The following is a 25,171-nucleotide window of genomic DNA, read 5'->3' as shown; positions in this document are numbered from 1 at the left end:
TCAAGGAGACTGATAAAAGTGCCGCCATGGTAAAACATTGTCATCCGGGCGCAAGTGTTCCGTGCGCCGCACCCATTGCCAATTCATCGCGTGATGGATTAACCCTCCGGTGAGGGCTGCACTGGTTAGCGCTGGTGGGGACGTAGCGTGTGGTAACCGCTCCAGAGCCGGGTCAGGGTGGTGATGGCACAGAGCAGGGCAAAGCCGTAGGCGAGCGGGGCGAAGGCCGCAGGCCACAGGCACATCAGCACGAACAGGGCGATGGTCTCGCTCCCCTCGGTGAGGCCGCCCAGATAGTAGAGGGACTTGTGGTGGTAGACCGGATTGTCGATGCCCCGCTTGCCCGCCATGATGGCAAACGCCAGAAAGCTCGACCCTGTGCCCATAAAGGCAAACAGCAGGGTGGCTGCGGGCAGCGCATTGGCGGGGGCGGCAAGGGCAAAGCCCAGCACCACGGCGGCGTAGAAGATGAAATCCAGCGTGATGTCGAGAAAGCCGCCGCAGTCGGTGATGCCGGTTTCCCGCGCCACGGCGCCATCGAGTCCGTCCAGCAGCCGGTTGAGCAGGATGGCCGTGAGTGCCCATGAATAGCAGCCAAAGGCCAGCAGCGGCAGCGCCAGCATGCCGATGGCAAAGCCGGTGAGGCTTATCTGGTTGGCGCTGATCCCGGCACGGCAGAGCGGTTTGGCGAGCCGAGTGAGGGGGCTGCGGATAACGGGGATCAGGTGGCGGTCAAACAAGGTGAACTCCTCGGTCAAAAACAGGATGCGGTGAGCTGGAGTATGGTGCCCGGCGCGTCGTCTTCGTCGTGGGTCACCAGCATGGCGGGGATGGCCAGTGCCTTGATCTGCGCGAACACCAGCTCGCGAAAGGCGGCCCGCAACGGCTTGTCGAGACGGGAGAAGGGTTCGTCCAACAACAATGCCTCGGGCTCGGCCAGCAGGGCCCGCAACAGGCTGACGCGAGCCTTCTGGCCGCCGGAGAGCGCCCCCGGCAGTTTGTCTGCCTGATCCGCCAGCGCGACCTGCGCCAGCGCGGCCACCGCCTTTTCCCGCCGCGCCCGGTGCCCCTTCACGCTGGCCGGCATGCCGAACATCAGGTTCTCCGCCACCGTCAGGTGGTCGAACAGCAGATCATCCTGAAACAGCATGCCGATGCGCCGCGCCTGGGGCGGCAGCTGGGTGAGCCGGCGCTCGCCAAGGGTCACGTCCCCCTCCAGCCGGAGCGGGCTGCTTGCGGGCAGCACCCCCGCCAGCGCCGCCAACAGCGAGCTCTTGCCACAGCCGCTGGGCCCCATCAGGGTCAATACCTCGCCCGGCGCTACCTGCAGGGCGGGCAGCGAGAGCAGCAGGTTTTCCTCCAGATAGAGGCGAAGAGGCGTGGTGCTCAGCATATGGCTATTTCCATCTTGAGAGTTCATCGTGAGCCGCCCCCATTGAGCGCCGGATTGAGTCGGGCCGGCAGCCAGAGCGCCAGCAGATAGATAACGAGCGGCAGCAGTAGTTGCAGCAGGCCGTAGAGGCCCGCCAGCCGCCGGTTGAGACCGCTGCCGATGGCCACCGCTTCGGTGGTGATGGTGGCGACCCGGCCTGCGCCAAACAGCAGGGTCGGCAGGTATTGGGCCAAACTCACCGCAGTCCCTACCGCAAAGGCAAACAGTAGCGGGCGTGCCAGCAGTGGCGCTTTGACCTGCCACCAGGCTCGCCATGGCGTTGCCCCCAGCAGCAGGGCGCTCTGGGTGATCCGCGGGTCGAACTGGCGATAGGGGCCGTGCAGGCAGAGATAGACATAGGGAGAGACAAACAGCAGCTGGCTCCAGAGCACCCAGCCCCAGCCCCAGCCGATGCCATCGCCCCCCCCCCCGAGGCTGAACCAGTCCACCCCGAGCCGGATACCGAACAGCAGGCTGGCCTGCGGCAGCAGCAGTGGCAGGCAGATGAGCCAGAGCGGCCAGGGGCGGCGGCCCGCCTGCGTCTCCAGACTCAGCACGGCCATCGCCAGCCCTATCGCCCCGCTTGCCAGCGCCAGCAGGATGCTGGTGGCCAGCAGCGGCGACAGGGTCGGCAACAGGTCGAGCCAATAACGGCCGCTCCACTGGCTCGGCCAGAGGGCGGGAAAGGGCCAGCGTCGGGCCAGCGACCAGATCAGCAAGGCCCCCAGCACCGCCAGATTGAGGGCAATCAGGGTCGCCACGCTGCCGGTGGCAAGGGCGCGGCCAAGAGCGCTTGGGTTTGCTCGCCGGCCATCGAGCCAGCCGGGTTTGCCAAGGGTTCGATGGGCCAGCTCCAGCAGCCGCAGCAGAGCCAGCAACAGCGCCGTGATGGCGAGCAGCAACAGGGCGCCGCTGGCGGTGGCGCCGCGCCAGACCAGATCCGGGTCCTGATACCAGAGCCACAGGCGCACAGCCAGCGGAGCGGGGGCATCGGGCCCGAGCAGCTGGGCCAGATCCACCACCGCCACCCCGTAGGCGGCTACCGCATAGAGGGGCAGGCGCAGGGCGGGCCACAGCGCCGGCAGCAGCAGGCGCCACCAGATCTGGGGGGGGCTGAAGCCGAGGCTCGCCCCCAGCCACTGCTGGCGCGCCGCCCTGGCGGGGTCTTGCGCGCCGAGCGCCATCAGCAGCAGGAAGGGGGTCTCCTTGAAGATCAGTGCGAAGATCAGCCCAAGCCCGGCGGGATCGCGCAGGGTCTGCCAGTCGGGGGGCAGCGCGAACCCGGTGAGGGTCGGCGAGAGCAGGCGCAGCAACCAGCCGGAGGGGGCGAGCAGAAAGGCAAAGCCGATGGCAAAGGCGACGTGGGGCAGCGCCAGCAAGGGCGAGAGCAGCCGGCGCAGCCAACCGACGGCCCGGCTGTCGCTGTGGGCCAGCAGCAGGGCGGTCAGCAGCAGGCTGGCCAGGGTCGAGGCGGCGGCAATCCACAGGCTCAGCAGTGCCGAGTGCCACAGGCCCGGCTGGGCCAGCAGCAATTGCAGGTGGGGTCGGGTCAACCCCTCAGCCAGCAGTTGCCAGCCCCCCGCCAGCAGCGGGAGACCAAAAACCAAGGCGCACCCGGCAGTGAACAGGGGGCGCCAATCAAGCAAAGAGCGGCCGAACCGGCTCATCAGTGACCGTAGCGCTCGGCCCAGGCCGCTTCGAGCCTGAGCTGCCAGCTGGGGTGGGGTTCGGCCACCGCCTTGAAGCGCAGCGCCGGCACCGGCTGCTGGGTGGCGGGCAGGGTATCGGCCCGCAGCACGCTGGGATCGCCCCAGAAGGCGGGCTCGGCCTTGCGCGCCTGGGCGGCTGGGCTTAGCAGGAAGTTGGCGACCACCTTGGCGCCGGCGCGGGCGTTGGCATTGAAGGGGATGGCGAGGAAGTGGCTGTTGGTGAGCGCCCCTTTCGCCATGGCCACCGCCATCACGCTGGGGGGCAGGGTGCCATTTTGTACCGCGCTCTGCGCTTCCTGCGGGTTGAAGCTGATGGCCATCGCCAGCTCGCCGTCATCGAGCAGCTGGCGGGTCTCGGCGGCGCTGGTGGGGAACAGCTTGCCCTTGCGCCAGAGTGTCGGGTGCAACTCATCCAGCCAGGCCCAGAGCGGGGCGGTAACCCTGGCAAAATCGCTCTCGGTCGCCTCCCGATAGAGGGGGGCGGGGTCCGGCGTCAGCTCCAGCAAGATCTGCTTGAGGAAGCTGGAGCCGTGAAACTGGGGCGGCTTGGGATAGGTGAAGCGGCCGGGGTGGGCCTTGGTCCAGGCGAGCAGGGCCGCCGCCGAGGTGGGCAACTGTTTGACCTCTTCGCCGTTGACCATCAGGTTGAGCTGGCCGATGCCCCAGGGGGCTTCCAGTCCCTCCACCGGCACGGTGAAGTCCTCACTCACCGGCAGGCTGTTGTCTACCAGTGCCATGTTGGGCAGCTCCCGGGTAAAGGGGGCGCCGAGCAGCCCCTGCTCCTTGAGCGCCTTGAAGTTCTCGCCGTTGACCCAGAGCAGGTCGATGGGGCCGCCACTGCGCTTGCCCGCCTGCTTGTTGGCCAGCAGCTGGCTGACGCTCTGGGCGATGTCGTCCACCTTCACCTGCACCAGTTTGACCTGGTATTCGCGCGCCAGCTCCTGGCCGGCCCACACCAGATAGGCGTTGATCTCCGGGCTGCCGCCCCAGGCGTTGAAGTAGACGGTCTGCCCCTTGGCCTCCTCGAGGGTCTGCTGCCACTGCGGGTTGTCGGCGGCGTTGGCCTGAGTGAAGAGAAGGCTGCCTGCCAGCAGAGGCAGGGTGCGCAACAGTTGTTTGAACGAGGGCAATGAGTGTCGCATCTGGGTTACCTGGAGTTGGGTCAGGCGCCGCGGCGCCAGCGGTGATAACGGGTCAGCAGCGCCAGCAGGGTAGCGGGCTGACGGGCCCGTCGCCACTCGCCCGCCAGATACTTGTTCCCCTCCATCAGGGTGGGGTAGGCGTGAATGGTGGCGAGGATCTTGCCAAGCCCCAGTCGGTGGCGCATGGCGAGCACGAATTCGGCGATCCGCTCGCCTGCGTGAGAGCCCACCAGGGTGGCTCCCAGGATCTGATCCTTGCCGGGCACGGTGAGCACCTCGATAAAGCCCTGACGCTCACCGTCGGCGATGGCCCTGTCCAGCTCGGCCAGCTCGAAGCGGGTCAGCTCGAAGGGGATGCCATGCGCCCTGGCCTCTTTCTGATTGAGGCCGACCCGGGCGATTTCTGGCGTGGTGTAGATGGCGGCCGGCATGACCCGATAGTCGGCCCGAAAGCGCTTGAACGGGCTGAACAGGGCATTGATTGCGGCGTACCAGCCCTGATGGGCGGCGGCATGGGTGAGCTGGTAAGGGCCCGCTACGTCCCCCACCGCCAGAATGCTGGGGTAGTTGGTAGCGAGGAAGCCATCGACCGCCACAGTGCCGCGCGGCGTCAGCTCCACCCCCAGCGCTTCGAGTCCGAAGCCGCTGACGTTGGCGACCCGGCCCAGCGCCAGCAGCAGTTGATCCCCTGCAATGATTTGCGTCTCGTCGCCCCGGCACAGTTGCAGCCGGATGGGCAGATGTTCCTCAGCCGCAGGCAGATAGTCGGCTCGCTCGGCGCGCCAGCCGGTGAGTACCCGCACGCCGTCGCGGGCCAGCTGCTCCGCCAGCAGCGCGGCCACCTCCCGCTCTTCGCGGGGCAGCAGCTGATCCGAGAGTTCCACCAGGGTAACGGGCACCCCAAGCAGGGCAAAACTCTGGGCCAGCTCGCAGCCGATGGGGCCGCCGCCCAGCACCAGCAGCTGGCGCGGTGCGGTGCGCAGTTGCCAGAGGGTGTCGGAGGTGAGCCAAGGCACCTGCTCAAGGCCCGGCAGCGTGGGCACCAGCGGCCGGGCGCCGGTGGCGATAACGATATGGCGGCTGGCAAGGCGCTGGCCGTTCACCTCCACCTCCCAGGGGGAGACAAGCTTTGCCTCCCCTTCGATACACTCCACTCCCAGCCCCTGATAGCGCTCGATGGAGTCGTGGGGTTCGACCTCCTTGATAACGCGGGCGACCCGCTCCATCACGGCGGCGAAATCGGCGCAGGCCTGGCTTGGACCAAAGCCCAGTTCACTGGCCCGGCGCTGCTCGGCGGCAAAGCGTGCACTTCGGATCAGCGCCTTGGAGGGGACGCAGCCGCTGTTGAGGCAATCGCCCCCCATCTTGTGCTTCTCGATGAGCACCACCTTGGCCTTCACCGCCGCAGCGATATAGCTGGTCACCAGGCCGCCGGCGCCGGCGCCAATCACCAGCAGGTTGTAGTCATAGTGCTTTGGCTTGCGGTAGGGGGCGTGCAACCGATGCAGAGCGAGGCGCCGCTGCAGGCCCTTGAGCAGCATCGGCATCAGGCCGAGCAGGGTCAGCGCCACCATCAGGCCGGGGGAGAGGATATTGCCGGTGCTGGTGAGGTTGGCAAGCTCGCTGCCCGCCAGCACGTAGACGAAGGTGCCGGGCAGCATGCCAAGCTGGCTCACCCAGTAGTAGGTGCTGACTCTGATGGGGGTGAGCCCCATCAGCAGGTTGACCAGAAAGAAGGGGAAGATGGGGATGAGGCGCAGGCTCAGCAGATAAAGCGCCCCCTCTTTCTTCATGCCGGCCTGCAAGCTGGCCAGCTTGTCGCCAAAGCGCCGCTCGACCCCGTCGCGCAGCAGAAAGCGGGCGCTGAGAAAGGCCAGGGTCGCGCCAATGCTGCTGGCAAAGGAGACCAGCAGCAGTCCCCAGGCAACGCCGAACACGGCGCTGCCTGCCAGGGTGAGCAGGCTGGCGCCGGGCAGGGAGAGGGCGGTGCTCACCACGTAGACGGCGACGAACAGCAGGGCGGCGCTGACGAAATGGCGGTCGACCAGGGCGGCCAGCTCGGCCTGACGGGCCTGCAGCTGGGGCAGGCTCAGGTAGTGACCAAGGTCGAAGGCGAAAAAGGCGCCGATGAGGCAGCCCATCACCAGCACCAGCAGCAGGCGGGAGCCGCTCATCAGGCGTCCTTGTTATCCGGTTGGGTTGGCCGCTCGGGCTGCACCGGCAGCTGGCAGAAACCCTGCGGGGCGATATCGAGGGCGGCGTTGAACTTGGCCGACATGTTCTGGAAGGCGATGAGGCCGGTGAGCTCCACCATGGCGTCGTCGTCGAACCAGGGCTTGAGGCGGGCAGCCTGCTCATCGCTGACTCCATCAAGCCCCGTCATCGCCTCTGTGTAGTCGAGCACGGCCCGCTCACGCTCATCGAACAAGGGGCTTTCGCGCCAGTTGGCGAGCGCCTCTACCTTCTCGCTGGAGCCCGCCCGCTTGATGAGGGTCATGGCGTTGATGTCGACACAAAAGCGGCACCAGTTGAGCTGGGAGACCCGCACCGTCACCAGGGAGCGCAGCACGGGGTCGATGGGGGAGCGCTTGCGGTTGATGACGCCATAGAGGGTGGCGACGGCGGCAAACAGGCGCGGCGAGCGGCCCCAGCACTTGCCCGGAATGAGCACCTGGCCGTAGTTGCGCTGTTGCAGCCAGAAAAAGGGGCGGATGAACCAGGCATATTCCCGGTCGGCTTTCACCTCGACGCGCATGGATGACCTTCTTATTGCTTCAAATTGGGTTTGTAGGCCTGACCCAGCCGCTCGTTGAGGCGGATCAGAAACTCCTCTATGCGGGCCCGGTTGGTGCCCAGGTCGCTCTGCCCCTGACGGGAGGCGGAGCGCATGTCGATGCGGGTCTCCTTGGGGCCGGCAAAGACCCGCAGCGCCACGTCATCCTGAAAACCGAACCAGCCGGTGGTGACCACCGCCTCGAGGCCATCCGGGCTTGGTCGTACCTGCCAGCCCAGCTCCTGCATCAGCTCCTCAGCCTCGATAACCACCTCTTCGGGGGCGGTATGGGTAAAGAGAGGACCGGGCTTGCCGTCAACTGCTTTCAAGGGGGCCGGATTAATCGGCAGATCCTGCGCCGTTCTGAGCTCGCTGGCCCAGCGCAGATGGGGCGGGTTGTTGGGATCCGTGCTCACATCGTTGACCAGCGGCGTGCGCAGCGCCTGCACCACGAAGGCGAGGGGCAACAGCAGGGGAACAGCGCCCCAGCCATTGGCGCAGCGATTGCGAGACCAGGGCAGGCGAGCCAGCAAGACGAGGGAGACGAGGGCCCCGAGCAGGCAGATGGCAAACCCCAGCCACCAGGGCCAGAGGTGAACACGGCTGCCGAGGGCGCCGGCGAGCGGCAGCAACCAGGCCAGAAGCGGCCACCACAAATATCTGGGCATAACGGGGATCCACTGGTTATGATGGACAAGTGCCCAGAAGGATAAACTTAATTGACTGATAACGTTAGTAAATTTATCTCAATCCTGCTGCTTTTCCCAAGCGTTCCGCTGTGGGCGGACAGCGCCGTGCTGGCGGCGGGGGACATGTGGCGCGCCGAAGCCGTCTACGAGACCCTGCCCGGGGTCAGCCGGGTGGAGCCGGGCTACGTGAGTCAGCTGGCGGCGACGGGGTCGAGCTGGCGGGAAGTGCCGCCGCGGCGCCAGGCGGTGCGCATCGACTATGACCCGGTCAAGGTGGGGTATGGCGATCTGCTCAACCTGTTCTGGCAGCTGGTGGATGGGCGCGATGGCGAGGGCCAGTATTGCAATCGGGGGCTGGCATTTGCGCCAGCCCTGCTGCCGAAGGATGACTATCAGTGGCGCTTGGCCCAGGTGAGCCTGACGCGCTGGCAGGCCCTGCACGGGCGGCCGAGCCGGGTTGCACTCTGGCCGCAGAGCCGGTTCACGCCGGCGCCCGAGATGGAGGACTGGGCGGCGCGCCACCCCTGGCGTTTTGGCTTCTATGCCCGCCGCTGCGGTGGCTGGCCGGTGGCGCTCAGCGCCGAGCCCTGAGCCTTGTCTTGCATTCAGCTGCGGTAGAGCACCTTGATATTGTGTTTTTAAGATAAATTCTGATTCGCCTAAATTCGGAAAAATATGAGTACATTGCAGTCAACGCTCAACAATGGACGGCTAATGTTCTAACACAGTGTCTTGTGATTTTAAAAGCGTAGGAAAATGATCTCCTAGCATGAAATTTGTCAATGATCTCTCATTTTAAGATGCTAGATCTACAAAAAAATCATAATATTCAATATAGTGACTAAAAAACAATTGAGGTTGTTATATGTCTGGCTATTTAATGAAAATTAAAACGAAAATACCTTATTCTGATAAGGGAGTAGATATTGATGTCGGAGGGAAAACACTGATCTTGACGGGGAGTAATGGTTGCGGTAAAACTCAATTGATGGATTTGTTATTCACAAAACTTAAAGAATCTATAATTGAAAGGAAGAATTATTCCATTGTACAACTTAAGCAAAATCTTGCCTCATATCAACACCAACTCAATGATCTTGGACCTGCGAGCCAGAATTATCATCATTTCAAAGAACAAATAGACCTTACAAAAGAAAAAATAACAGAGAGTGAAAATCCGCCAATTCAGATAAATAACCTTGATGAGTTTGTCGTAAAATGTCAGGCTTTTCAAGCCATCCTAACCTCATTTGAGGCCATGCGAAAATCTGATATAGCCAAACCATCATCGGTGACAAGTCTTAATGCGTTGCGCTCAAAAGAAAGCGGGCCTAGAAACATAAGGCGTAATAACACTGCAGCGATATTTGAGGAATTCCTCGTTACTAACATCGCCAATCAAGCATTCTCCGAATCAAAAAAAATAAATGACAATCAAGAAGAAGCTATGCGTATTGCAAAGTGGTTTAAAAAGCTAGAAGTGGACTTGCAAGATCTCTTCGAAGATAAAATGCTAAAATTGGTTTTTAAGTCTGATTCATTTTCTTTCGAAATCCATCAATCACATAAAGAACCATATACGTTTCAAACACTATCTTCGGGCTTCTCTTCAATTATGGCCGTATATGCAGATCTGATTACGAAAGTATCTTTACGTTCAATAGAACCGGATGAATTAACTGGAATCGTTTTTATTGATGAAATTGATGCACACCTACACGTTTCATTACAAAAGAAAATTCTCACTTTTTTAAAGAAAGCATTTCCTAAAGTACAGTTTATTGTTAGTACACATTCGCCATTTGTCGTCTCATCGGTTGATGATGCGGTGATCTATGACCTATCACGTCTTGAGCAGGTTAACGATCTCTCAATGTACTCCTATGAAGCTGTATTAGAAGGGTTGTTTGGCGTACTCCCTATATCCAGTCTACTTCAAAAAAATATAGAGAAATTAGCGGCCTTATTGAAAACATCACCTCTTGATGTGGATGGAATACAAGCGCTACTAAACCTACTGCCATCTGATGATACAACCTTGGATGATGAGTCTTTATATTTTGTCAAATCGGCTAAAATTGCGCTTAGCAAGGCAAAGAGGTCGTAATATGTTCAATGTTGTTAGAAATGAACCGGCCCCAGCTTCGCTTTCTAATAAAGTGGAGTATGATTCACAGGATGTATGGGATGCTTTGAATCGGGTATTCCATAAGAAATGCTATATTTGTGAGACGAAAGAACCACAAGATATAAATGTGGAGCATTTTATTCCACACAAAGGTGATGAAGATTTAAAGTTTGATTGGAACAACCTCTATTTTTCATGCGGGCGATGTAATAATATAAAGTTGACTAAATATGATAGCCTTATTGACTGTTGTGATACCAACGTTGATGTTTTAAGAGCGATCAAGCATGTTCCACCTGTAACTCCATATGCAAAAAAACTTCAAATAGAAGCTCAACTTAATAATGCAAAAACAAATTTAACTTCAGAGTTGCTCGACAAGATATTTAATAGCACCCATACACCGAATAAAACTGTTTCTGCATCATTCTTAAGAAAGAAAGTTTTCTCACAATACAATCTGTTGCTAGACCTTCTAGACGAATATTATAGCGATACGGTATTGCCACAAGAAAAAGAAATTGCTTTGGAAAGAATGAAGCTATTAGTTAAACCGTCAGCACCCTACAGCGCATTTCTCAGTTGGTGCATACTTGAGGATGACGAGCTTGGTCCTTTATTGAATGACTTTATTGGTGTTGCTGAGTAGCAAGAAAAAGAGCTGGCGTATACGCCAGCTCTTTTTCTCTCAATTCCGATATAAAACCTTGATAAGGTGGAAGCCAAACTTGGTGCGCACCGGGCCGAGCACGGTCAGCAGCTCGCCCTTGAACACGGCATCGTCAAACGCCTTGACCATGTCGCCTTTCGAAAACTCCCCCAGATCGCCGAAGCGCTTGCTGGAGGCGCAGGTGGAGAAGCGCTTGGCCATCTGGCCGAAGTCGGCTCCCTTGGCAATCTTCTCCTTGATCTCCAGACACTCTTTCTCGGTCTTGACCAGGATGTGCTGGGCACAGGCTTTTCTCATCGGGACGCTCCTCGGCGGTGGGCAAATCGGGGGCGCAAAGAGTACTCCAATTCCTGCCGCGCGTCAGCCGTCATGGCAAATTCAGCTGCGGGCACGGACAGCAAGCCGGGTTCTGGGCCGTGCCTGCCAGAGGATCTCCAGCCCGAGCAGGGCATGCAGGCTCCAGATGGCCAGCGGATTGAGCCAGTTGCCCCCCAGTTGCAGGGTCGCCAGGGCGCTGCCCGCCAGCAGCAAGGTGATGCCCGGCAGGCGCCAGTGGGTCGGCAGCGGCGCCAGCATGGCCATGCCCAACAGGATGGCGAGCCCGAACGGCAGGTTCAGCGCGGTGAAGGCCAGCGCCTGCTGGCCGTTCATGCCGGTCAGCAGGGCCAGCAGGGCGCTGCAACAGGCGAGAAAGGTGATGAATTCGAGTCGGTCGGCGATGTAGTCCGCCATCTGTTCGCTGCGTGCGTGCATGCGGTGTCTCCTCTGGTGGGATGCGAGCCTTGGTGCAATGACCCTAGTGTGGGCGAGAAGTGAGCAGGGGGGCAGCGGGATAAATCGATTGGGTTGAACGAGGCTTTGATTGCGTGATGGCAACTGTTTGATCCTGCAAGATAAAATACACTACCTCTGCAGGCCTGGGGCAAGGCGGGCGGCCCTGTGGCAACCAGGATGCAGCTGACGGGCCCGGTGAGAGAGGGAATTGCCGCTATCTTGACCAGTTGCCGACAGTTGATGTCGCGCCCATCGGCAAACAAGGGATGACGCGATACCGGGCCGGATGGGCTGGCAGGGGCCATCTGGCATGGCCGTGCTGGTCATGGATTGCCCTTTTTGGCCCGCAGTGGCATAAGTCTGCGGGGGAAAGTGTGAATAATGCGCGGCCTGCGCGGGCAAAGGCTTCAATAATATGGCGAAATTCGGTGTCACCCCGCTCTGATGTCGGGCCGGGGATATGCTAGGATGAGGCGCGTTTGCGATCGAGTGAGCCTCATATTCGTTCTGAATATCGCATTATTTTAATCATGTTCTTCGGGGAAATTGACGTTTGACAGGATGCAATCCGCCCCTGCCTGCAGGGATCTCACCGCCCGCACGGGCCTTTCGTCGTGGGCTTCGCGCGCTGGGACTGAGCCTCTGTCTGCTGCTGTTCGTCACGCCCGCCATGGCGGCCAAACTCACCTATCAGATCAAGGGACTGAAGGGGGAGAACAAGGACAACGTCGAGGCTTACCTCAACGCCCTGCCGGTCTATCAGGAGCGCCAGTACCGTCCGGCCCGCGCCAAGATCACCGAGAGCGTGCAAAAGGCGCTGCAGGTCTATGGCTACTACCAGCCCAAGATCACCCTGAGCCGCGACAAGAAAGCGCCCGCCAAAGTGATCATCGAGGTGGAGCCGGGCAAGCCGGTCATCATCTCCCGTCTCGACATCCTGCTGGAAGGGGATGCCAGCAGCGACGAGCTCTACAGCGAGCTGTTGGACAAGCTGCCCCTGAAAGAGGGGGATCCCCTCAACCACGGCAAATACGAATCCATCAAGGCGGATCTGGGCAGTCTGGGGCTGGCGCGCGGCTACTTCGACGCCAAGATCAGCAAGAGCCAGGTCAAGGTGTTCCCGGATCAGGGCACCGCCGAGATCTACATCCTGTTTCGCTCCGGCCCGCGTTACCACTTCGGCGAGATCCACTACGACGCCACGCCGGAGGCGCTGCGCCTCATCCGTCCGCTTATCAACATCAAGAGCGGCGACCCCTATCTGGCGATCCGGCTGGCGGAGATGTCGCAGGATGTCTCCTCCACCAAGCTGTTCAAGCAGGTGGACATCAAGCCGCTCATCAGTCAGGCCGAGGGCAACCGGGTGCCGGTGCAGGTGACTCTTTCCAACCGGGTCGATCACGAGATTGAAACGGGTATCGGCTATGCCACCGACGTGGGGCCGCGCATGAGCGCCACCTGGGAGAAGCCCTGGGTCAACCGCTACGGCCACCGGCTCAACGCCACCGCCAAGGTCTCCCAGCCCGAGGCCGAGCTCAGCTTCGACTACCAGATCCCGGTAGGCAATCCGCTGCGGGACTACTACTCGCTGCAGGCCGGTTATCAATACAAGGACAACAACGATACCCGCTCCGACCTGACCACCCTCAGCGTGCACCGCTGGAAGCGGCGGCCGGAGAGCTGGGACCGGGACGTGTTCATCCGGCTGGAGAACGAGATCTATACCCAGGGCGCCGACGAGGGCAACAGCTTGCTGCTGATCCCAGGCGTCTCCTGGTCGCGGCTGCGGGTGCGCGGTGGTCTGGTGCCCGACTGGGGCGATCGCCAACAGCTCACCCTGGAGTTTTCCGATCCCTATTGGGGCTCCGACATCAGCTTCGTGCGGGTGTGGGGGCGCAGCAAGTGGCTGCGCACTTTGGGGGAAGATCACCGCTTCCTGCTGCGGGCCGAACAGGGGGCCATCATAGGGGACAGCTTCTCGCTGGTGCCGCCTTCTCTGCGCTTCTTCACCGGTGGTGACCAGACGGTGCGCGGCTACGGCTACGAGACCATCTCGCCGCGCGGCAGCGACGGCAAGCTGCTGGGGGGCCGCTACGTGAGCGTCGCCAGTGCCGAGTACAACTACCGCTTCAGCGACAAGTGGCTGGGGGCCCTGTTCGTCGACAGCGGTACCGCCACGGTCGACTACAGCGAGGCCTGGAAGATAGGCACCGGGGTCGGCGTGCGCTGGGTGACCCCCATCGGTCAGGTCAGGCTCGACCTGGCGGTGGGCATTTCGGAGGAGGAGAAGCCGCTGCGACTCCACTTCGCGCTGGGGCCTGAACTATGATCCGGCCGCTTCCCACTCCTCTTCTCTTCTGTTCTCCTGACCGGCCGCTGCGGCTGCATCTTTCGCGGGGGTCTGCACTGTGATCTGGGTAAAACGCATCTTTCTCTGGCCGCTGCGGCTGCGTCTTTCGCGGGGGTCTGCACTGTGATCTGGGTAAAACGTATTTTTCTCTGGCCGCTGCGGCTGCATCTTTCGCGGGGGTCTGTGCTGTGATCTGGGTAAAACGCATCTTTCTCTGGCTGATGGGGCTCATCTTCCTGCTGCTCATCGGCGTCAGCCTGCTGGGTTTCACCCATCAGGGCAACAAGTGGCTGTGGCAGCAGGCCAGGGCCGCCCTGCCTTCCCTCAAGGGGGAGCTGGTGGCGGGCCAGCTCGGCTATGGCTGGACCCTGGAAGGGGTCGGCTGGCAGGACGAGCTGGTGGACGTCACGGTGGATCGCGCCGTGCTGGACTGGGATCTGGGCAAATTGCTGCAGGGCAAGCTCTGGATCAAATCCCTTAACGTCACCCACCCGGTGGTCAAGGTCGCCGACTCCGAGCCGACCCCGGAAGAGCCGTCAGAGCCCTTCGTCTGGCACCCGCTGCCCCTGAAAATTCAGGTCGACAGCCTCCAAGTGGCAGATCTCGATGTGACGGTGCCCGGGGTGGGGGTGAGCCTCAAGTCCCTCGATATCGGCGCCACCCTCAGCCGCAAGGGGCTGATCGTGCAGGGGCCCGTGCTGGACGGCCTCAAGGTGACCCTGGCCGAGACGCAGGCCACCGAGGCTGCCAAACCAGCTGCCGCCAAGGCAAGCTCCCAAGACAAGGCTGCGGCCAAGTCGCCTGTCATCGCCAAGGCGAAGCCGGCGGATGAGCGCAAGGCGCAGCAGGCAACCAAGGCGGCCTCCATCGAGCTGCCCGTCATCCGGCTGCCTTTCCCCATCCAGCTGGAAGGGTTGCAGGTGACGGCGTTTCGCTATCAGCAGGGTGAATTGATTGAAGGGCTCGACAAGCTGCTGCTGTCGGCCAGTGCCGAGGGGAGCGACATCACACTGCGCGAGCTATCCCTGCGCCATGCCATGGCGGATCTGGCGCTCAAGGGCAAGATCCAGCTCAAAGAGGATTATCCGCTCGCCCTGACTCTGGATGCCAAGGCCCGCAAGGGGTTGCTGGATGGCGAACTGCAGGGGCAGCAGGCCAGCCTGACCCTCGGCGGTTCGGTGGGCAAGCTGGCATTGTCGCTGCAAGCCAAGGGGCCGGTGGCCGCCAGCCTCAAGGGCTCTCTGGCAGCCCTCGACCCCGACTTGCCCTTTGATGCGGGGCTGGAGTGGAAGAGCCTGGGTTGGCCGCTGCACAAGCCCGCCAAAGATGAACCCAGCTACCGGCTGGACAAGGGCAGTTTGAGTGCCAAGGGCAAGCTCTCCGGCTACCAGTTTGCCTTGAATACCGCCGGCAAGGGCACGGATGTGCCCCCTTTCAAGCTGGCGCTGACGGGCAAGGGGGATCTGACGCAGCTGAACCAGATCAACCTGCTGCTCAACGCCCTCAAGGGGGAGCTCAAGCTGGACGGCAAGCTCGCCTGGGACAAGGGGGTACGCTGGCAGGGCACCACGGAATTCAAGGGGATCAACCCGGCCGAGCTGGTGCCCGAGCTCAAGGGGGCGCTGGCGGGCAAGATTGCCAGCCGTTTCGAGCTCGATGAGGCGGGTCACTGGCAACTGCAACTGCCGGAGCTGAAGGTGGACGGCAAGCTCAACCAGTATCCGCTGGCCATCAAGGGCAGCGCGAGCGGCAACGACAAGATGGAGTGGACCATCCCGGCGCTGGCGCTGCAAAGCGGCCCCAACCAGCTGCAGGCCAAGGGCAGCCTGAGCCAGCAGGCGTGGAAGCTGGATGCGGATCTCAACGCCCCCAACCTGGCCGGGCTCTACCCCGGCCTCAAGGGCGACATCAAGGGGCAGGTGCGCCTGACCGGCAATCAGCAGGCGCCGCGGGTCACCACAGAGCTGGCTGCCAGCCGCCTCTATTATGCCGGCACCGATCTGAAGGGGATCGCCATCAAGGGCAATGCCCTGGTCGGTGACAAGCCGGCAGGGGAAGTGGCCCTGACGGTGGCCAGCCTGGTGCAGGGGGCGACCAGCCTCAGCCAGCTGGCGCTCAACCTGAGCGGCGATCTCAACCAGCACGCCCTGTCGCTCACCATGAAGGGCGATCCGGTGGCAGCCAACCTCAAGCTGAGCGGCGGTCTGCGCGGGGAGCGCTGGCGCGGCGCCCTCAGCGAGCTCAAGTTGAAGACGCCGCTGCGGCGCTGGGAGCTGAGCGCGCCCTGGGCCCTCGACCTCTATCTGCCGCGCCAGCGGCTGACCATGGGGGATCTCTGTCTCGGCTCCCAGGGGGCCAGCCTCTGCGTCAAGGGCAGCCAGGTGTCGGCCCAGCAGGGCAGCCTGGAGTTTGCCCTCAACCAGTTTGACCTCAAGCGCCTGCGGCCCTGGCTGCCGGACAACTTCCGCTGGCAGGCGGTGCTCTCCGCCGACGGGCGGGCCAGCTGGCGCGGCAATCAGCCGACCCTGCACGCCACAGTGCGCACCACGCCGGGCACCTTCGTGGCCGACGAGCTCAAGACCGACTATCAGCGCCTCGAGCTCGGGGTGGACTTCGAACGCCAGCAGGCGGCCATCCGGCTCGACTTTGCCTCCGAGCAGATCGGCAACATCGACACCAAGCTCTATATCCGGGATCCGTCCGGTCGCGGCAATCTCTCCGGCCAGCTCAAGTTTGACGACCTCAAACTGACCACCTTCGCCCCGCTCATCCCCGAGGTGCGCTCCCTGCAGGGGGTCATCTCGGCCGATGCCCGTTTCGACGGTACCCTGGCCTCGCCGCTGCTGTTTGGCCAGCTCAACCTGCTGGATGGGGAGGTGCAGACCCACTCCGACATGGTGACCCTCTCCAAGCTGGTGACCCGCCTCAAGATTGAAGGCAACCGGGCCGAGCTCGATGGCACCATGCTGGTGGGCAAAGGGCCGTTGGCACTGGGGGGCTGGCTGAGCTGGGCACAGCTGCCGGTCACCGGCAGCCTCACCATCCAGGGCAAGGAGCTGGAAGCCCAGTATCCAGGCATGGGCCGGGTGCGGGTCTCCCCGGACATCGCCATCTCGCTGGGGGAGGAGACCCGGATCACCGGTCAGGTGGACATCCCCTGGGCGCGGATCCTGGTCAAGAGCCTGCCCGAGAGCGCGGTGGCCGTCTCCGACGACGTGACCGTGGTCTACGACGATCTGCCGCCGGTGCCCAAGGCGGCGCCGCTGCCGATGGCGATCAAGCTGGCCATCCGGCTGGGTGACGACGTGCGGCTGGAGGCGATGGGGCTCAAGACCAAGGTGGGGGGCGGCATCAACATCCGCCAGGATCCCTCGCGGCCGCTGGCGGGCAACGGTCAGCTGGTACTCAACGACGGGCGCTTCAAGGCCTATGGCCAGAACCTCATCATCAAGGATGGCCGCATCCTCTTCTCCGGCCCCCTGGACCAGCCGTTCCTCAACATAGAGGCGTATCGGGATCCCGATACCATCGAGGACAAGGTGACGGTGGGGGTGCGGGTGACCGGGCCGGCCAGCAAGCCCAAGATCACCGTCTACTCGGAGCCGCAGCTGGCCCAGTCCGAGCAGCTCTCCTACTTGCTGCGCGGCAAGGGGCTGCAGACCAGTGGCGAGGATGGCGGCTTCAACGGCCTGCTGGTGGCGGGCGCGGTCAGCCAGGCCAACGGCGTGGTCTCCAGTCTGGGGGAATCCCTCGGCATGAGCGACGTGGCGCTCGACACCGCCGGCAGTGGCGACAACACCCAGGTGACCCTGTCGGCCTATCTGCTGCCGGGGCTGCAGTTCCAGTACGGGGTCGGGGTGTTCAGCCCCATCGCCGAGTTCAAGCTGCGCTACGAGCTGATGCCCAGGCTCTACCTGCAGGCCATGAGCGGGGTGGCCCAGGCGGTGGATATCTTCTATCGCTTCACCCTGTAGCGGGCAGGAAGAGACAAAAACGGGAGGCACAAGCCTCCCGTTTTTATGGGCGATATTTATGCTGCTGATTAACATAGGGGGGGGCTGAAAAGCGAAAACCCGGCGCTAGGCCGGGTTTTCTTGAATGATGGTGGAGGGAGAAGGATTCGAACCTTCGAAGGCAGAGCCGTCAGATTTACAGTCTGATCCCTTTGGCCGCTCGGGAACCCCTCCACGGGGTATTGCCAATTTTTGTCCACGGCGGGAGCCGTGATTGCACTTGAAATGGTGGAGGGAGAAGGATTCGAACCTTCGAAGGCAGAGCCGTCAGATTTACAGTCTGATCCCTTTGGCCACTCGGGAACCCCTCCACAAGTGCGAGGCGCATACTAACAGATCTGCCGGGGTTGTGAACCCCTTGGCGGGATTTTTCCTGCTTAAAGGATCGGATTTGCGGCCGATAAAGGATGAAACCACCGTTTCCAAGAGTTATCTCATGCTACCCAGCGCCATTCGTGAGCAGTGGCTGGTGGACGAGGCCCAGCTGGGGCAACGTCTCAACCAGGATCTCCAGTACGGAGACAGGGCTGACTTTCGCCTGCATCTGGCCCTGCTGACCGATGCGGTGGAAGAGCAGCCCTGGTTCGACCCCAGGCAGCCAGCAAAGGCTGAGAGCCGGGTCTGGCGCAGCCGCTTTGAGCTGCCGCCAGCCACGCCCCTGCAGGGCAGGGCAAATGATGAAGAGGCAGCTCAAGTCAACGAGCGGCTGCAACAGGGGGGCTCCATGGTGGATGTGCGGCTCTGGCTGGCGCTGCGCTCACCGCCGCTGCTCGGCGCCCCGCCTGCGCTGGAGCCCGCCGTCTATGACAACCTCTCGCCGCTTGGACGGGAGCGTTGGCAGGGTAAGCTGGCGGATCAGCCCAGACGCGACGATCCCCTGCTGATGCTGCCGATCCTCGATACGCTCAAGGCGGGGGTGGATGCCAGGCTGCACTGGCTCAGTGGTTGCTGAAGGCGGCAAGCGCCGGCATTCGGGCAGCAAAAAGGCGGGGAGATCCCGCCTTTGTCGTTGTTGGCTGTGCCGTGGCGCAGTTTATGCGTCGGCTTCATCCTCTTGTGGCACTTCCTTGCCAGCCGCTGCGGCGCGACGGGCGATGGGTTTTTCGGTGTGGCGGTTGATCTGGCGCTCCAGCTTTTGCCCCAGTTCGGTGATGGCGGCGTATAAGTCCTCATGTTCTGCCTGGGCAAACAGCTTGCCGTTGGGGATGCCAGCAGTGGCTTCAACGATGAACATCAGACGCTCTTTGGAGACAATCACATGGGGTGTGATAAGAGGCACCTGAAGACGCTCGAGCTTGTCAAAACGGGATTCAATGCGCTCGCGGATAGCCGGGGTGATGTCGATGATTTTGCTGGTAATTTCGATTTTCATATTGGCCCCCTTCGGGTCGTCTTGCTTGTGTCTTCACCTTCAGATTACTCATGGCTGAACATTAAAATGTGATCTGTGTCACGAACTGTGGCCTTGCTTCCGAGGGGAGGAATAAATTGTGATCTTTTCCCGTTCTGCACCAAAAAGCGCTTGAGCTCCACGAAACTGGCAGGCAGTATGGAGAAACTTGGATCGTTTCTGTCCCTTCGTGGCAGCGCCGCATGTCGACCTCATGTCCGGTTCTCACCGCTTAGTCTCGCATCTTTTGCACTTTCTCCCCGCACCGCCCTTGCCGACGTGCGCGCTGTGAATGTGGGCGCTGCCAAGTCGTCAGGGACTTGAACGTGGTTGTTGTGGTGTTGGAGTAGTACATGAAACAGCAGGCCACTCAGATGATGTGGTTTTATGATCGGCAACACGCCCAGTGGAGTCTGTCCGATCATGCCTCCTACCAGCTCTGGCAAGGAGAGGGGCCTCACCCCTGGTTCGGGCAATTGGCGGCAGATGACGAGGCCGGCTTTGCCGACTTTCTCGCCAGACTTTACCACTCACAGCAACCGGCCCAGTTCATCGGTCACCTCTGCGAGGAGGGGGGCGAGGTGCGCCATGTGCTCTGGAGCGGCCAGTACGTGCCGGCCCAGCAGATGTGCTGCGGCTGGATTGCGCCGCTCGACACCACCCGCAGCACCCAGCTGCCTGCCGACCTCTCCCAGCAACTGCCGCTGCTGCAAGACCCCTTGTTGACCCAGCTGGCGCAGGCACTCTCTGCCCGGACCGGGCTCGATTTCTTCAATACCCTGGTCAACCAGCTCGCCCACATCCTGGTGGCGGACGCGGTCTGGCTGGCGGAGCGCACCGGCAGCGGACGGCTCAAGGTACTGGCCTGCCACGGGATCGATCTCAAGGAGTATGAACTCGACGGCATGCCCTGCCAGCAGGTCTATCTGGCGGGGGAGGCCTGCGTCATTCCGCTGGCGAACGAGCTGCCCTCCTGTGCCGGTTTCAAGGCTGGGCAGGGCTACTACGGCCTGCCGCTGTATGATCGCAACGGCCAGATCCTGGGCCACCTGGCGCTGCTTTTCTCCGATCAGAGTGCGATCCCCAATCTGGGCTCGGTGCTGACCACCTTCTCCATGCGCATGGTGGCGGAGCTGGAACGGCTGCAGAGCGATGCCCAGTTGCGCCTGTCGGCAGTGGCGTTTGAAACCCATGAAGGGATCATCATCACCGACCCCGATTTCAAGATTTTGCGGGTCAACCACGCCTTCAGCCAGATCACCGGCTTTGACAGCCAGCGGGTGATCGGCCTGCATCTGGGCAACGATCTCTGGTGCGGGCTGGGGGGGCTGGGCTACGAGCTCGGCACCCTGAGCCGCTGGCAGGGGGAGACCCAACGGCTGCATGCGGACGGCTACCCCTATCCGCAGTGGGAGATAGTCACCCCGGTGCAGGATGACAGGGGGGAGATCAGCCACTTCGTCATCTGCTTCGAGGATATCTCCGAGCGCAAGGAGGCCGAGCGCCGCATCCAGGATCTCGCCTACTATGACGAGCTGACCGGCCTGCCCAACCGCCGCCAGCTGCACGAAACCCTGGCCCACGCCTTTGGCGAGGCGAGCCGCGACTATCTGATCGGCGCCCTGCTGTTCATCGACCTGGATCACTTCAAGACCATCAACGACTCCCTCGGCCACGCCACCGGCGACTGGCTGCTCAAGGAGGTCGCCAGCCGGCTCAAGCGATTGGTTCGGCAGGGGGATTGTCTGGCGCGACTCGGCGGCGACGAGTTCGTGCTGCTGCTGCCCTCGCTCTCGGCGAGCCCGCCCCAGGCGGAGATGCAAGCCGACCTCATCGCCGAGCGGCTCATCAGCGAGATTGCGGCTCCCTACAACCATGCGGGCCAGGTGCTGCATATCGGCGCCAGCGTCGGCATCACCCTCTTCCCCGGCCGGGAGCAGGGGGTGGACGATCTGCTCAAGCAGGCGGACACCGCCATGTATCAGGCCAAGTCGGCCGGTCGCAAGACCCGGCGCTTCTTCGATGCCTCCATGCAGTTGCAGGCGGATCGCCGGCTGCTCATCCACAACGAGCTGCGCAGCGCCCTTAACCAGCAGGAGCTGACCCTCTACTACCAGCCTCAGCACATGGTGGAGGGGGGCGACATCATCGGCGTCGAGGCGCTGATCCGCTGGCAGCCGCCCGGCCGGGCCCTGGTGTCGCCCGCCGAGTTCATCCCCATCGCCGAGGAGACGGACCTTATCGTCGACATCGGCAACTGGGTGTTGTACGAAGCCTGCGCCCAGTACGTACGCTGGGAGGAGAACGGCATTCACATCCCGCAGCTGTCGGTCAACGTCAGTGCCAAGCAGTTTCACGCCACCGATTTCGTCGACCGGATCCACGACGTGCTGGCCTCCACCGGCATGGACCCCGCCAGCCTGAATCTGGAGATCACTGAATCCGTGGTGCTGGGTCATGCGGAAGACACCATCAGCAAGATGAGCGAGCTCAAGGCGCTCGGCATCAGCTTTGCCATCGATGACTTCGGCGCCGGTTACTCCTCCCTGAGCTACCTCAAGCGGTTGCCGGCGGACGAGCTCAAGATCGATCGCTCCTTCATCCAGGACATCCCGCGCGATGGCGACAACATGGCCATCGTCGAGGCGGTGATCGCCATGGCGCGCCACATGGGCTTCAACGTGACGGCAGAAGGGGTGGAGTCGCGTCAGCAACTGGAGTTTCTGCAGGCCCAGGGTTGCCACTTCTACCAGGGCTACCTGGCTTCCAAGCCGCTGCCGGTGCCCTATCTGGAGCGCTACGTGCAGCGTCTTGCCCGCAGCGAAAGCCCGCTGGCCGGGGGTAAAAATAGTCTCGCCGGCGAGCTGTAGCCCCTCGGGTTAACGGGTAGAATGAGGGAATATGACACCACCGCCAGCGGGCGGTGGCATTGCCTCTCAATGGAGACGTCTCTCGTGAAAGCCGTGCAGGGAATCATTTTATCGGCGCTGTGCGTGCCGGGGCTGCTGACGCAGGTTGCGGCGCAGACTCTGGAACAATCTCTCTATCGCCAGGCTTATGACGCGGTGCGGGCCGACGATCAGGCCCGTTTTCAGCAAATTCGTGCCCGTTTGACCCATTATCCGCTACTACCCTATCTCGATTACTACCAGTTGGCCTTTCGGCCCGGGGCGGCGGAGTATGACGACGTGACCCGCTTCATCCGCGAGCACGGCGACACCCCCCAATCCAACCGGCTGGAGCGTAGCTACCTCACCTATCTGGCCCAGAGCCAGCAGTGGTCCCAGTTCCTGCGCTTCTATCCGGCCAAGCCGAACTCCACCGATCTGCTCTGCATGCACTATCAGGCGCGCTACTACACCGGCCAGCAGAGCCAGGCACTGCAGGAGGCGGGCAAGCTCTGGCTGAGTGGCCAGTCTCGCCCCGATGCCTGCGATCCCCTGTTCCAGCTCTGGCAACAGGCCGGCTTGCGTACCCAGGAGAAGATCTGGACCCGCATGACCTTGGCCTTCGAGGCGGAGAACCCGAATCTTATCCGCCACCTCGGCGCCCAGCTCGGCAGCGGCATGAAGGCGTACGGGGATCAGATGATTACCCTGTTCGAGCAGCCCGCCAAGGCGATGAACACGGCTTATTTCACTACCGCCGCCCCCTCCAAAAAGTTGCTGCTGCTGGGGCTGGCCCGCTATGCCAACCAGCAGCCGGAAGCGGTGCTGGGACAGCTCGGCTATCTGCGCTCGCGTTTCGCGCTGAGCGCGGCCGAGCTCAAGCCGATGGAACGGGCGGTGGCCAGACGGCTGCTGCTGGATCGCTCAACCGCCCAGCGCAGCTGGCTGGATGCTACCGTGGTGCGCCAGGCCGACCCGGATCTGCTGGAGCTGCGGGCCCGACTCGCCATCTGGGAGCAGGACTGGAAAGGGCTCTCCGGCTGGGTCAAGCGGATGCCCATGGCCCTGCAGAAGGAGGATCGCTGGCGCTACTGGCTGGCGCGCTCGCTGGAGGTACAGGGTCAGCAGAAACCGGCGCGGGATCTCTATCTGGAGACCGCCAATCTGCGTGGCTTCTATGGCTTCATGGCAGCGCAGCGCAGCGGCGTGCCCTATCGGATGAAGAATCAGAGCGTGGCGAAGAAGGTGCCGGACTGGCGCACCGCCAGCAGCCGCTGGCCCTTCCTGCTGCGGGTGCGCGAGTTGCTCGACATGAACGAGATCACGGCGGCGCGGGCGGAGTGGATCCACAACATGGATCGCAATCCGGTGGCCCAGCGCCTCGAGTTCGGCCACATCGCCCTCAACCAGGGCTGGCATGAACTGGCCATTCTGGCCAGCATCCGGGCCGAGGCCTGGGATGCCCTCGATTTGCGCTTCCCGCTGCCGCTCAAGCACACCTTCTCCCAGATGGCGCAGGAGCGGACCATGAACACCAGCCTGCTCTACGCCATTTCCCGGCAGGAGAGTGCGCTCTACCCGCTGGCACAGTCGCCGGTCGGGGCGAGGGGACTGATGCAGCTGATGCCGACCACTGCCAAGGAGACGGCCAGCAAGCTGGGGGTACCCTATCGCAACGAGCAGCAGCTGTTTGATCCCGCCATGAACATCCGCCTTGGCAGCGCCTATCTCAAGCGGCTGCTGGATGTGTACGACGGCAACCGGATCCTGGCGGCGGCGGCCTACAACGCCGGTCCCGGTCGGGTCAAACGCTGGCGCGATCAGAGTGCGGACAAGCCGATGGATGTCTGGGTCGAGAGCATCCCCTACAAGGAGACGCGCAACTATGTGCAGAACGTGCTGTCGTTCGATCTCATCTATCAGCACAAGCTGCAGCAGCCGTTGCGCTTCATGTCCGAGCGCGAGCTGAGTCACGCTTATTGAGACGGCTGCCGCCCTGGCGGCAGCCGGATTCCCATTCCCTCCCCAAAATGGTTATTATCCCATAAGGTTTTGTTACAAAAGGAAACCTGCCAGGTGATCGGGCGCCATCTCTTGGTCTGGCAGGTTCGTTATAATCGCCCGTTCAACACAGACAGGCTCCCCCAACAAAGGAATTGATAGTGGCAACGATTAAAGACGTTTCCCGGTTGGCTAATGTGTCCATTTCAACTGTGTCGCGAGTCATCAACAACACGGCGCAGGTGGCACCAGAAAAGCGTGAGGCCGTCATGGCGGCCATGAAGGAACTCAATTTTCGTCCCAACAGCTTTGCCCAGGCGCTGGTCAGCAAGCGCTCCAACTGCATCGGTGTGCTGGTGGGGGATCTGTGTGGTGGCCCCTTCTTCGCCCAGATGATGCGCGGCATCGAGAGCGTGGTGGACAAGGCGGACAAGTTCACCATCGTCATGTCCGGCAATCACGACGAGGTGCGCGAGCGTCACGCCATCCAGGCGCTGCTGCAGCGCCAGTGCGATGCATTGATCCTGCACAGCAAGGCGCTGCCCGACGAGGAGCTGAGTGAGCTGGTGGCGGGCAGCACCCCGGTGGTCTTCATCAACCGCCAGGTGCCGGGTGCCGAAGATCGCTGCGTCTGGCTGGACAACCAGGCCGGCATCACCACCGCCTGCCAGCACCTGCTGGATGCGGGCCATCGCAAGATCGCCTTTGTCACCTCGGACGATGAAGAGTTCGTCGATGGCCAGCAGCGGATGGCAGGCTATCATCACGCCTTGAAGCGAGCCGGTATCGCTCTTGATCCTGCTCTCATCGGCCGCGCCTTTGCCGACGAGAACGGCGGTTACGTGGCGATGGGCGAGCTGCTGGATCGGGGGGTTGAGTTTACCGCCGTGCTCGGTTTCAACGACGCCATGGTGGCGGGGGCCATCTCCTGTCTGCTGGAGCGGGGATACAAGATCCCGCAGCAGATCTCGGTGGTGGGCTTCGATGACATTCCCTATGCCCGCTACATCTACCCCAAGCTCACCACGGTGCGCTACCCCATCGAAGAGATGGGCGGCCGGGCTGCCGAGCTGGCGCTGAGCCTGCTGGATCACAAGCCGGCCGAGGGGCTGGAGCTCAAGTTCGAGGCCGAGCTGGTCAGACGGGAATCCGTTGCCTGAGTAGCCGACATTGGCCCTGAATGGGCCAATGTTGCTTCCCTGTTTTGCGGAA

General features: G+C 62.1%; 19 protein-coding genes and 2 tRNA genes. 9 read left to right on the top strand and 12 right to left on the bottom strand.

Features of this window, described 5'->3' with window-relative positions; translation table 11 throughout:
- Window positions 1–125: 125 nt before the first annotated feature.
- Genes OKB87_RS08600 through OKB87_RS08570 form a run of 7 tightly spaced genes read right to left on the bottom strand, consistent with a single transcriptional unit; the run spans window position 126 to window position 7,724 of the window.
- Window positions 126–740 (bottom strand): CDP-alcohol phosphatidyltransferase family protein, encoded by a 615-nt coding sequence (locus tag OKB87_RS08600; RefSeq protein WP_270827152.1) that lies wholly within the window; start codon window positions 738–740, stop codon window positions 126–128.
- 14 nt (window positions 741–754) lie between these two features.
- Window positions 755–1,393 carry an ATP-binding cassette domain-containing protein gene (locus OKB87_RS08595; protein ID WP_270827151.1) on the bottom strand — a complete coding sequence of 213 codons (639 nt, stop codon included), beginning with the start codon at window positions 1,391–1,393 and terminating at the stop codon, window positions 755–757.
- A 23-nt stretch (window positions 1,394–1,416) separates the two neighbouring features.
- Window positions 1,417–3,099: an ABC transporter permease gene (locus OKB87_RS08590; RefSeq protein WP_270827150.1), complete on the bottom strand. Its 1,683-nt coding sequence runs from the start codon at window positions 3,097–3,099 to the stop codon at window positions 1,417–1,419.
- Window positions 3,099–4,283, bottom strand: a complete 1,185-nt coding sequence (locus OKB87_RS08585; protein ID WP_270827149.1) for an ABC transporter substrate-binding protein — start codon at window positions 4,281–4,283, stop codon at window positions 3,099–3,101. Before OKB87_RS08585 ends, OKB87_RS08590 begins: the two co-directional genes overlap by 1 nt.
- A gap of 20 nt (window positions 4,284–4,303) precedes the next feature.
- The gene (locus OKB87_RS08580) at window positions 4,304–6,457 is read right to left on the bottom strand and encodes an FAD-dependent oxidoreductase (RefSeq protein WP_270827148.1); all 2,154 of its coding nucleotides are present in this window, start codon (window positions 6,455–6,457) and stop codon (window positions 4,304–4,306) included.
- Window positions 6,457–7,038, bottom strand: a complete 582-nt coding sequence (locus tag OKB87_RS08575) for a carboxymuconolactone decarboxylase family protein (protein WP_270827147.1) — start codon at window positions 7,036–7,038, stop codon at window positions 6,457–6,459. Before OKB87_RS08575 ends, OKB87_RS08580 begins: the two co-directional genes overlap by 1 nt.
- Window positions 7,039–7,049: 11 nt before the next feature.
- Window positions 7,050–7,724 (bottom strand): DUF1499 domain-containing protein, encoded by a 675-nt coding sequence (locus OKB87_RS08570; RefSeq protein WP_270827146.1) that lies wholly within the window; start codon window positions 7,722–7,724, stop codon window positions 7,050–7,052.
- A gap of 51 nt (window positions 7,725–7,775) precedes the next feature.
- Here OKB87_RS08570 and OKB87_RS08565 point away from each other — a divergent pair, with 51 nt between their 5' ends.
- The 3 genes from OKB87_RS08565 to OKB87_RS08555 all read left to right on the top strand — a co-directional run bounded on the left by OKB87_RS08565 (window position 7,776) and on the right by OKB87_RS08555 (window position 10,522).
- Complete coding sequence (locus tag OKB87_RS08565; RefSeq protein ID WP_270827145.1) at window positions 7,776–8,336, top strand: peptide-methionine (S)-S-oxide reductase; 561 nt, start codon at window positions 7,776–7,778, stop codon at window positions 8,334–8,336.
- A gap of 274 nt (window positions 8,337–8,610) precedes the next feature.
- Window positions 8,611–9,852 (top strand): AAA family ATPase, encoded by a 1,242-nt coding sequence (locus tag OKB87_RS08560; RefSeq protein WP_270827144.1) that lies wholly within the window; start codon window positions 8,611–8,613, stop codon window positions 9,850–9,852.
- 1 nt (window position 9,853) lies between these two features.
- On the top strand, window positions 9,854–10,522 hold the full coding sequence (locus tag OKB87_RS08555; protein ID WP_270827143.1) for an HNH endonuclease: 669 nt from the start codon (window positions 9,854–9,856) through the stop codon (window positions 10,520–10,522).
- A gap of 39 nt (window positions 10,523–10,561) precedes the next feature.
- Here OKB87_RS08555 and OKB87_RS08550 read toward each other — a convergent pair whose 3' ends face one another.
- Together OKB87_RS08550 and OKB87_RS08545 are read right to left on the bottom strand one after the other, a co-directional pair.
- A complete protein-coding gene (locus OKB87_RS08550) occupies window positions 10,562–10,840 on the bottom strand; it encodes a peptidylprolyl isomerase (protein ID WP_011705448.1) in 279 nt (92 codons plus the stop codon).
- Window positions 10,841–10,921: 81 nt separating this feature from the next.
- On the bottom strand, window positions 10,922–11,296 hold the full coding sequence (locus OKB87_RS08545) for a hypothetical protein (protein ID WP_270827142.1): 375 nt from the start codon (window positions 11,294–11,296) through the stop codon (window positions 10,922–10,924).
- A 574-nt stretch (window positions 11,297–11,870) separates the two neighbouring features.
- Here OKB87_RS08545 and tamA point away from each other — a divergent pair.
- Both tamA and tamB read left to right on the top strand, forming a co-directional pair.
- The gene (tamA, locus tag OKB87_RS08540; protein ID WP_024943793.1) at window positions 11,871–13,646 is read left to right on the top strand and encodes an autotransporter assembly complex protein TamA; all 1,776 of its coding nucleotides are present in this window, start codon (window positions 11,871–11,873) and stop codon (window positions 13,644–13,646) included.
- A 209-nt stretch (window positions 13,647–13,855) separates the two neighbouring features.
- On the top strand, window positions 13,856–17,641 hold the full coding sequence (gene tamB / locus OKB87_RS08535) for an autotransporter assembly complex protein TamB (protein ID WP_270827141.1): 3,786 nt from the start codon (window positions 13,856–13,858) through the stop codon (window positions 17,639–17,641).
- Between the two features lie 128 nt (window positions 17,642–17,769).
- Here tamB and OKB87_RS08530 read toward each other — a convergent pair.
- Both OKB87_RS08530 and OKB87_RS08525 read right to left on the bottom strand, forming a co-directional pair.
- Window positions 17,770–17,854 (bottom strand) — tRNA-Tyr (locus tag OKB87_RS08530).
- Window positions 17,855–17,906: 52 nt separating this feature from the next.
- Window positions 17,907–17,991: transfer RNA gene (locus tag OKB87_RS08525), tRNA-Tyr, on the bottom strand.
- Window positions 17,992–18,116: 125 nt separating this feature from the next.
- Between OKB87_RS08525 and OKB87_RS08520 the strand changes: the two genes are divergently transcribed.
- Complete coding sequence (locus tag OKB87_RS08520; RefSeq protein WP_270827140.1) at window positions 18,117–18,632, top strand: VC2046/SO_2500 family protein; 516 nt, start codon at window positions 18,117–18,119, stop codon at window positions 18,630–18,632.
- An 81-nt stretch (window positions 18,633–18,713) separates the two neighbouring features.
- Here the strand turns inward: OKB87_RS08520 and hpf are convergent, their stop codons facing one another.
- Window positions 18,714–19,052: a ribosome hibernation-promoting factor, HPF/YfiA family gene (gene hpf / locus OKB87_RS08515; RefSeq protein WP_016350234.1), complete on the bottom strand. Its 339-nt coding sequence runs from the start codon at window positions 19,050–19,052 to the stop codon at window positions 18,714–18,716.
- Between the two features lie 371 nt (window positions 19,053–19,423).
- Here hpf and OKB87_RS08510 point away from each other — a divergent pair, with 371 nt between their 5' ends.
- The 3 genes from OKB87_RS08510 (at window position 19,424) to OKB87_RS08500 (ending at window position 25,119) form a co-directional block, all read left to right on the top strand.
- Window positions 19,424–21,940 (top strand): putative bifunctional diguanylate cyclase/phosphodiesterase, encoded by a 2,517-nt coding sequence (locus tag OKB87_RS08510; RefSeq protein WP_065478308.1) that lies wholly within the window; start codon window positions 19,424–19,426, stop codon window positions 21,938–21,940.
- A gap of 84 nt (window positions 21,941–22,024) precedes the next feature.
- Window positions 22,025–23,941, top strand: a complete 1,917-nt coding sequence (locus OKB87_RS08505) for a transglycosylase SLT domain-containing protein (protein ID WP_270827138.1) — start codon at window positions 22,025–22,027, stop codon at window positions 23,939–23,941.
- 179 nt (window positions 23,942–24,120) lie between these two features.
- Window positions 24,121–25,119, top strand: a complete 999-nt coding sequence (locus OKB87_RS08500; protein WP_017409836.1) for a LacI family DNA-binding transcriptional regulator — start codon at window positions 24,121–24,123, stop codon at window positions 25,117–25,119.
- Window positions 25,120–25,171: the final 52 nt, after the last annotated feature.

The organism is Aeromonas sp. Y318-1, from assembly GCF_027706125.1.
Taxonomy (GTDB): Bacteria; Pseudomonadota; Gammaproteobacteria; order Enterobacterales; family Aeromonadaceae; genus Aeromonas; species Aeromonas hydrophila.
The sequence above is the reverse complement of the archived record's forward strand: the minus strand, read 5'-3'. Positions and strand labels throughout refer to the sequence as shown.

What these genes read in the sequence shown, in the direction of transcription:
- OKB87_RS08595 (WP_270827151.1), bottom strand. Translation starts at nt 1,393, where the DNA reads ATGCTGAGCACCACGCCTCTTCGCCTCTATCTGGAGGAAAACCTGCTG.
- OKB87_RS08590 (WP_270827150.1), bottom strand. Translation starts at nt 3,099, where the DNA reads ATGAGCCGGTTCGGCCGCTCTTTGCTTGATTGGCGCCCCCTGTTCACT.
- OKB87_RS08585 (WP_270827149.1), bottom strand. Translation starts at nt 4,283, where the DNA reads ATGCGACACTCATTGCCCTCGTTCAAACAACTGTTGCGCACCCTGCCT.
- OKB87_RS08580 (WP_270827148.1), bottom strand. Translation starts at nt 6,457, where the DNA reads ATGAGCGGCTCCCGCCTGCTGCTGGTGCTGGTGATGGGCTGCCTCATC.
- OKB87_RS08575 (WP_270827147.1), bottom strand. Translation starts at nt 7,038, where the DNA reads ATGCGCGTCGAGGTGAAAGCCGACCGGGAATATGCCTGGTTCATCCGC.
- OKB87_RS08570 (WP_270827146.1), bottom strand. Translation starts at nt 7,724, where the DNA reads ATGCCCAGATATTTGTGGTGGCCGCTTCTGGCCTGGTTGCTGCCGCTC.
- OKB87_RS08560 (WP_270827144.1), top strand. Translation starts at nt 8,611, where the DNA reads ATGTCTGGCTATTTAATGAAAATTAAAACGAAAATACCTTATTCTGAT.
- OKB87_RS08555 (WP_270827143.1), top strand. Translation starts at nt 9,854, where the DNA reads ATGTTCAATGTTGTTAGAAATGAACCGGCCCCAGCTTCGCTTTCTAAT.
- OKB87_RS08550 (WP_011705448.1), bottom strand. Translation starts at nt 10,840, where the DNA reads ATGAGAAAAGCCTGTGCCCAGCACATCCTGGTCAAGACCGAGAAAGAG.
- OKB87_RS08545 (WP_270827142.1), bottom strand. Translation starts at nt 11,296, where the DNA reads ATGCACGCACGCAGCGAACAGATGGCGGACTACATCGCCGACCGACTC.
- OKB87_RS08520 (WP_270827140.1), top strand. Translation starts at nt 18,117, where the DNA reads ATGCTACCCAGCGCCATTCGTGAGCAGTGGCTGGTGGACGAGGCCCAG.
- hpf (WP_016350234.1), bottom strand. Translation starts at nt 19,052, where the DNA reads ATGAAAATCGAAATTACCAGCAAAATCATCGACATCACCCCGGCTATC.
- OKB87_RS08510 (WP_065478308.1), top strand. Translation starts at nt 19,424, where the DNA reads ATGAAACAGCAGGCCACTCAGATGATGTGGTTTTATGATCGGCAACAC.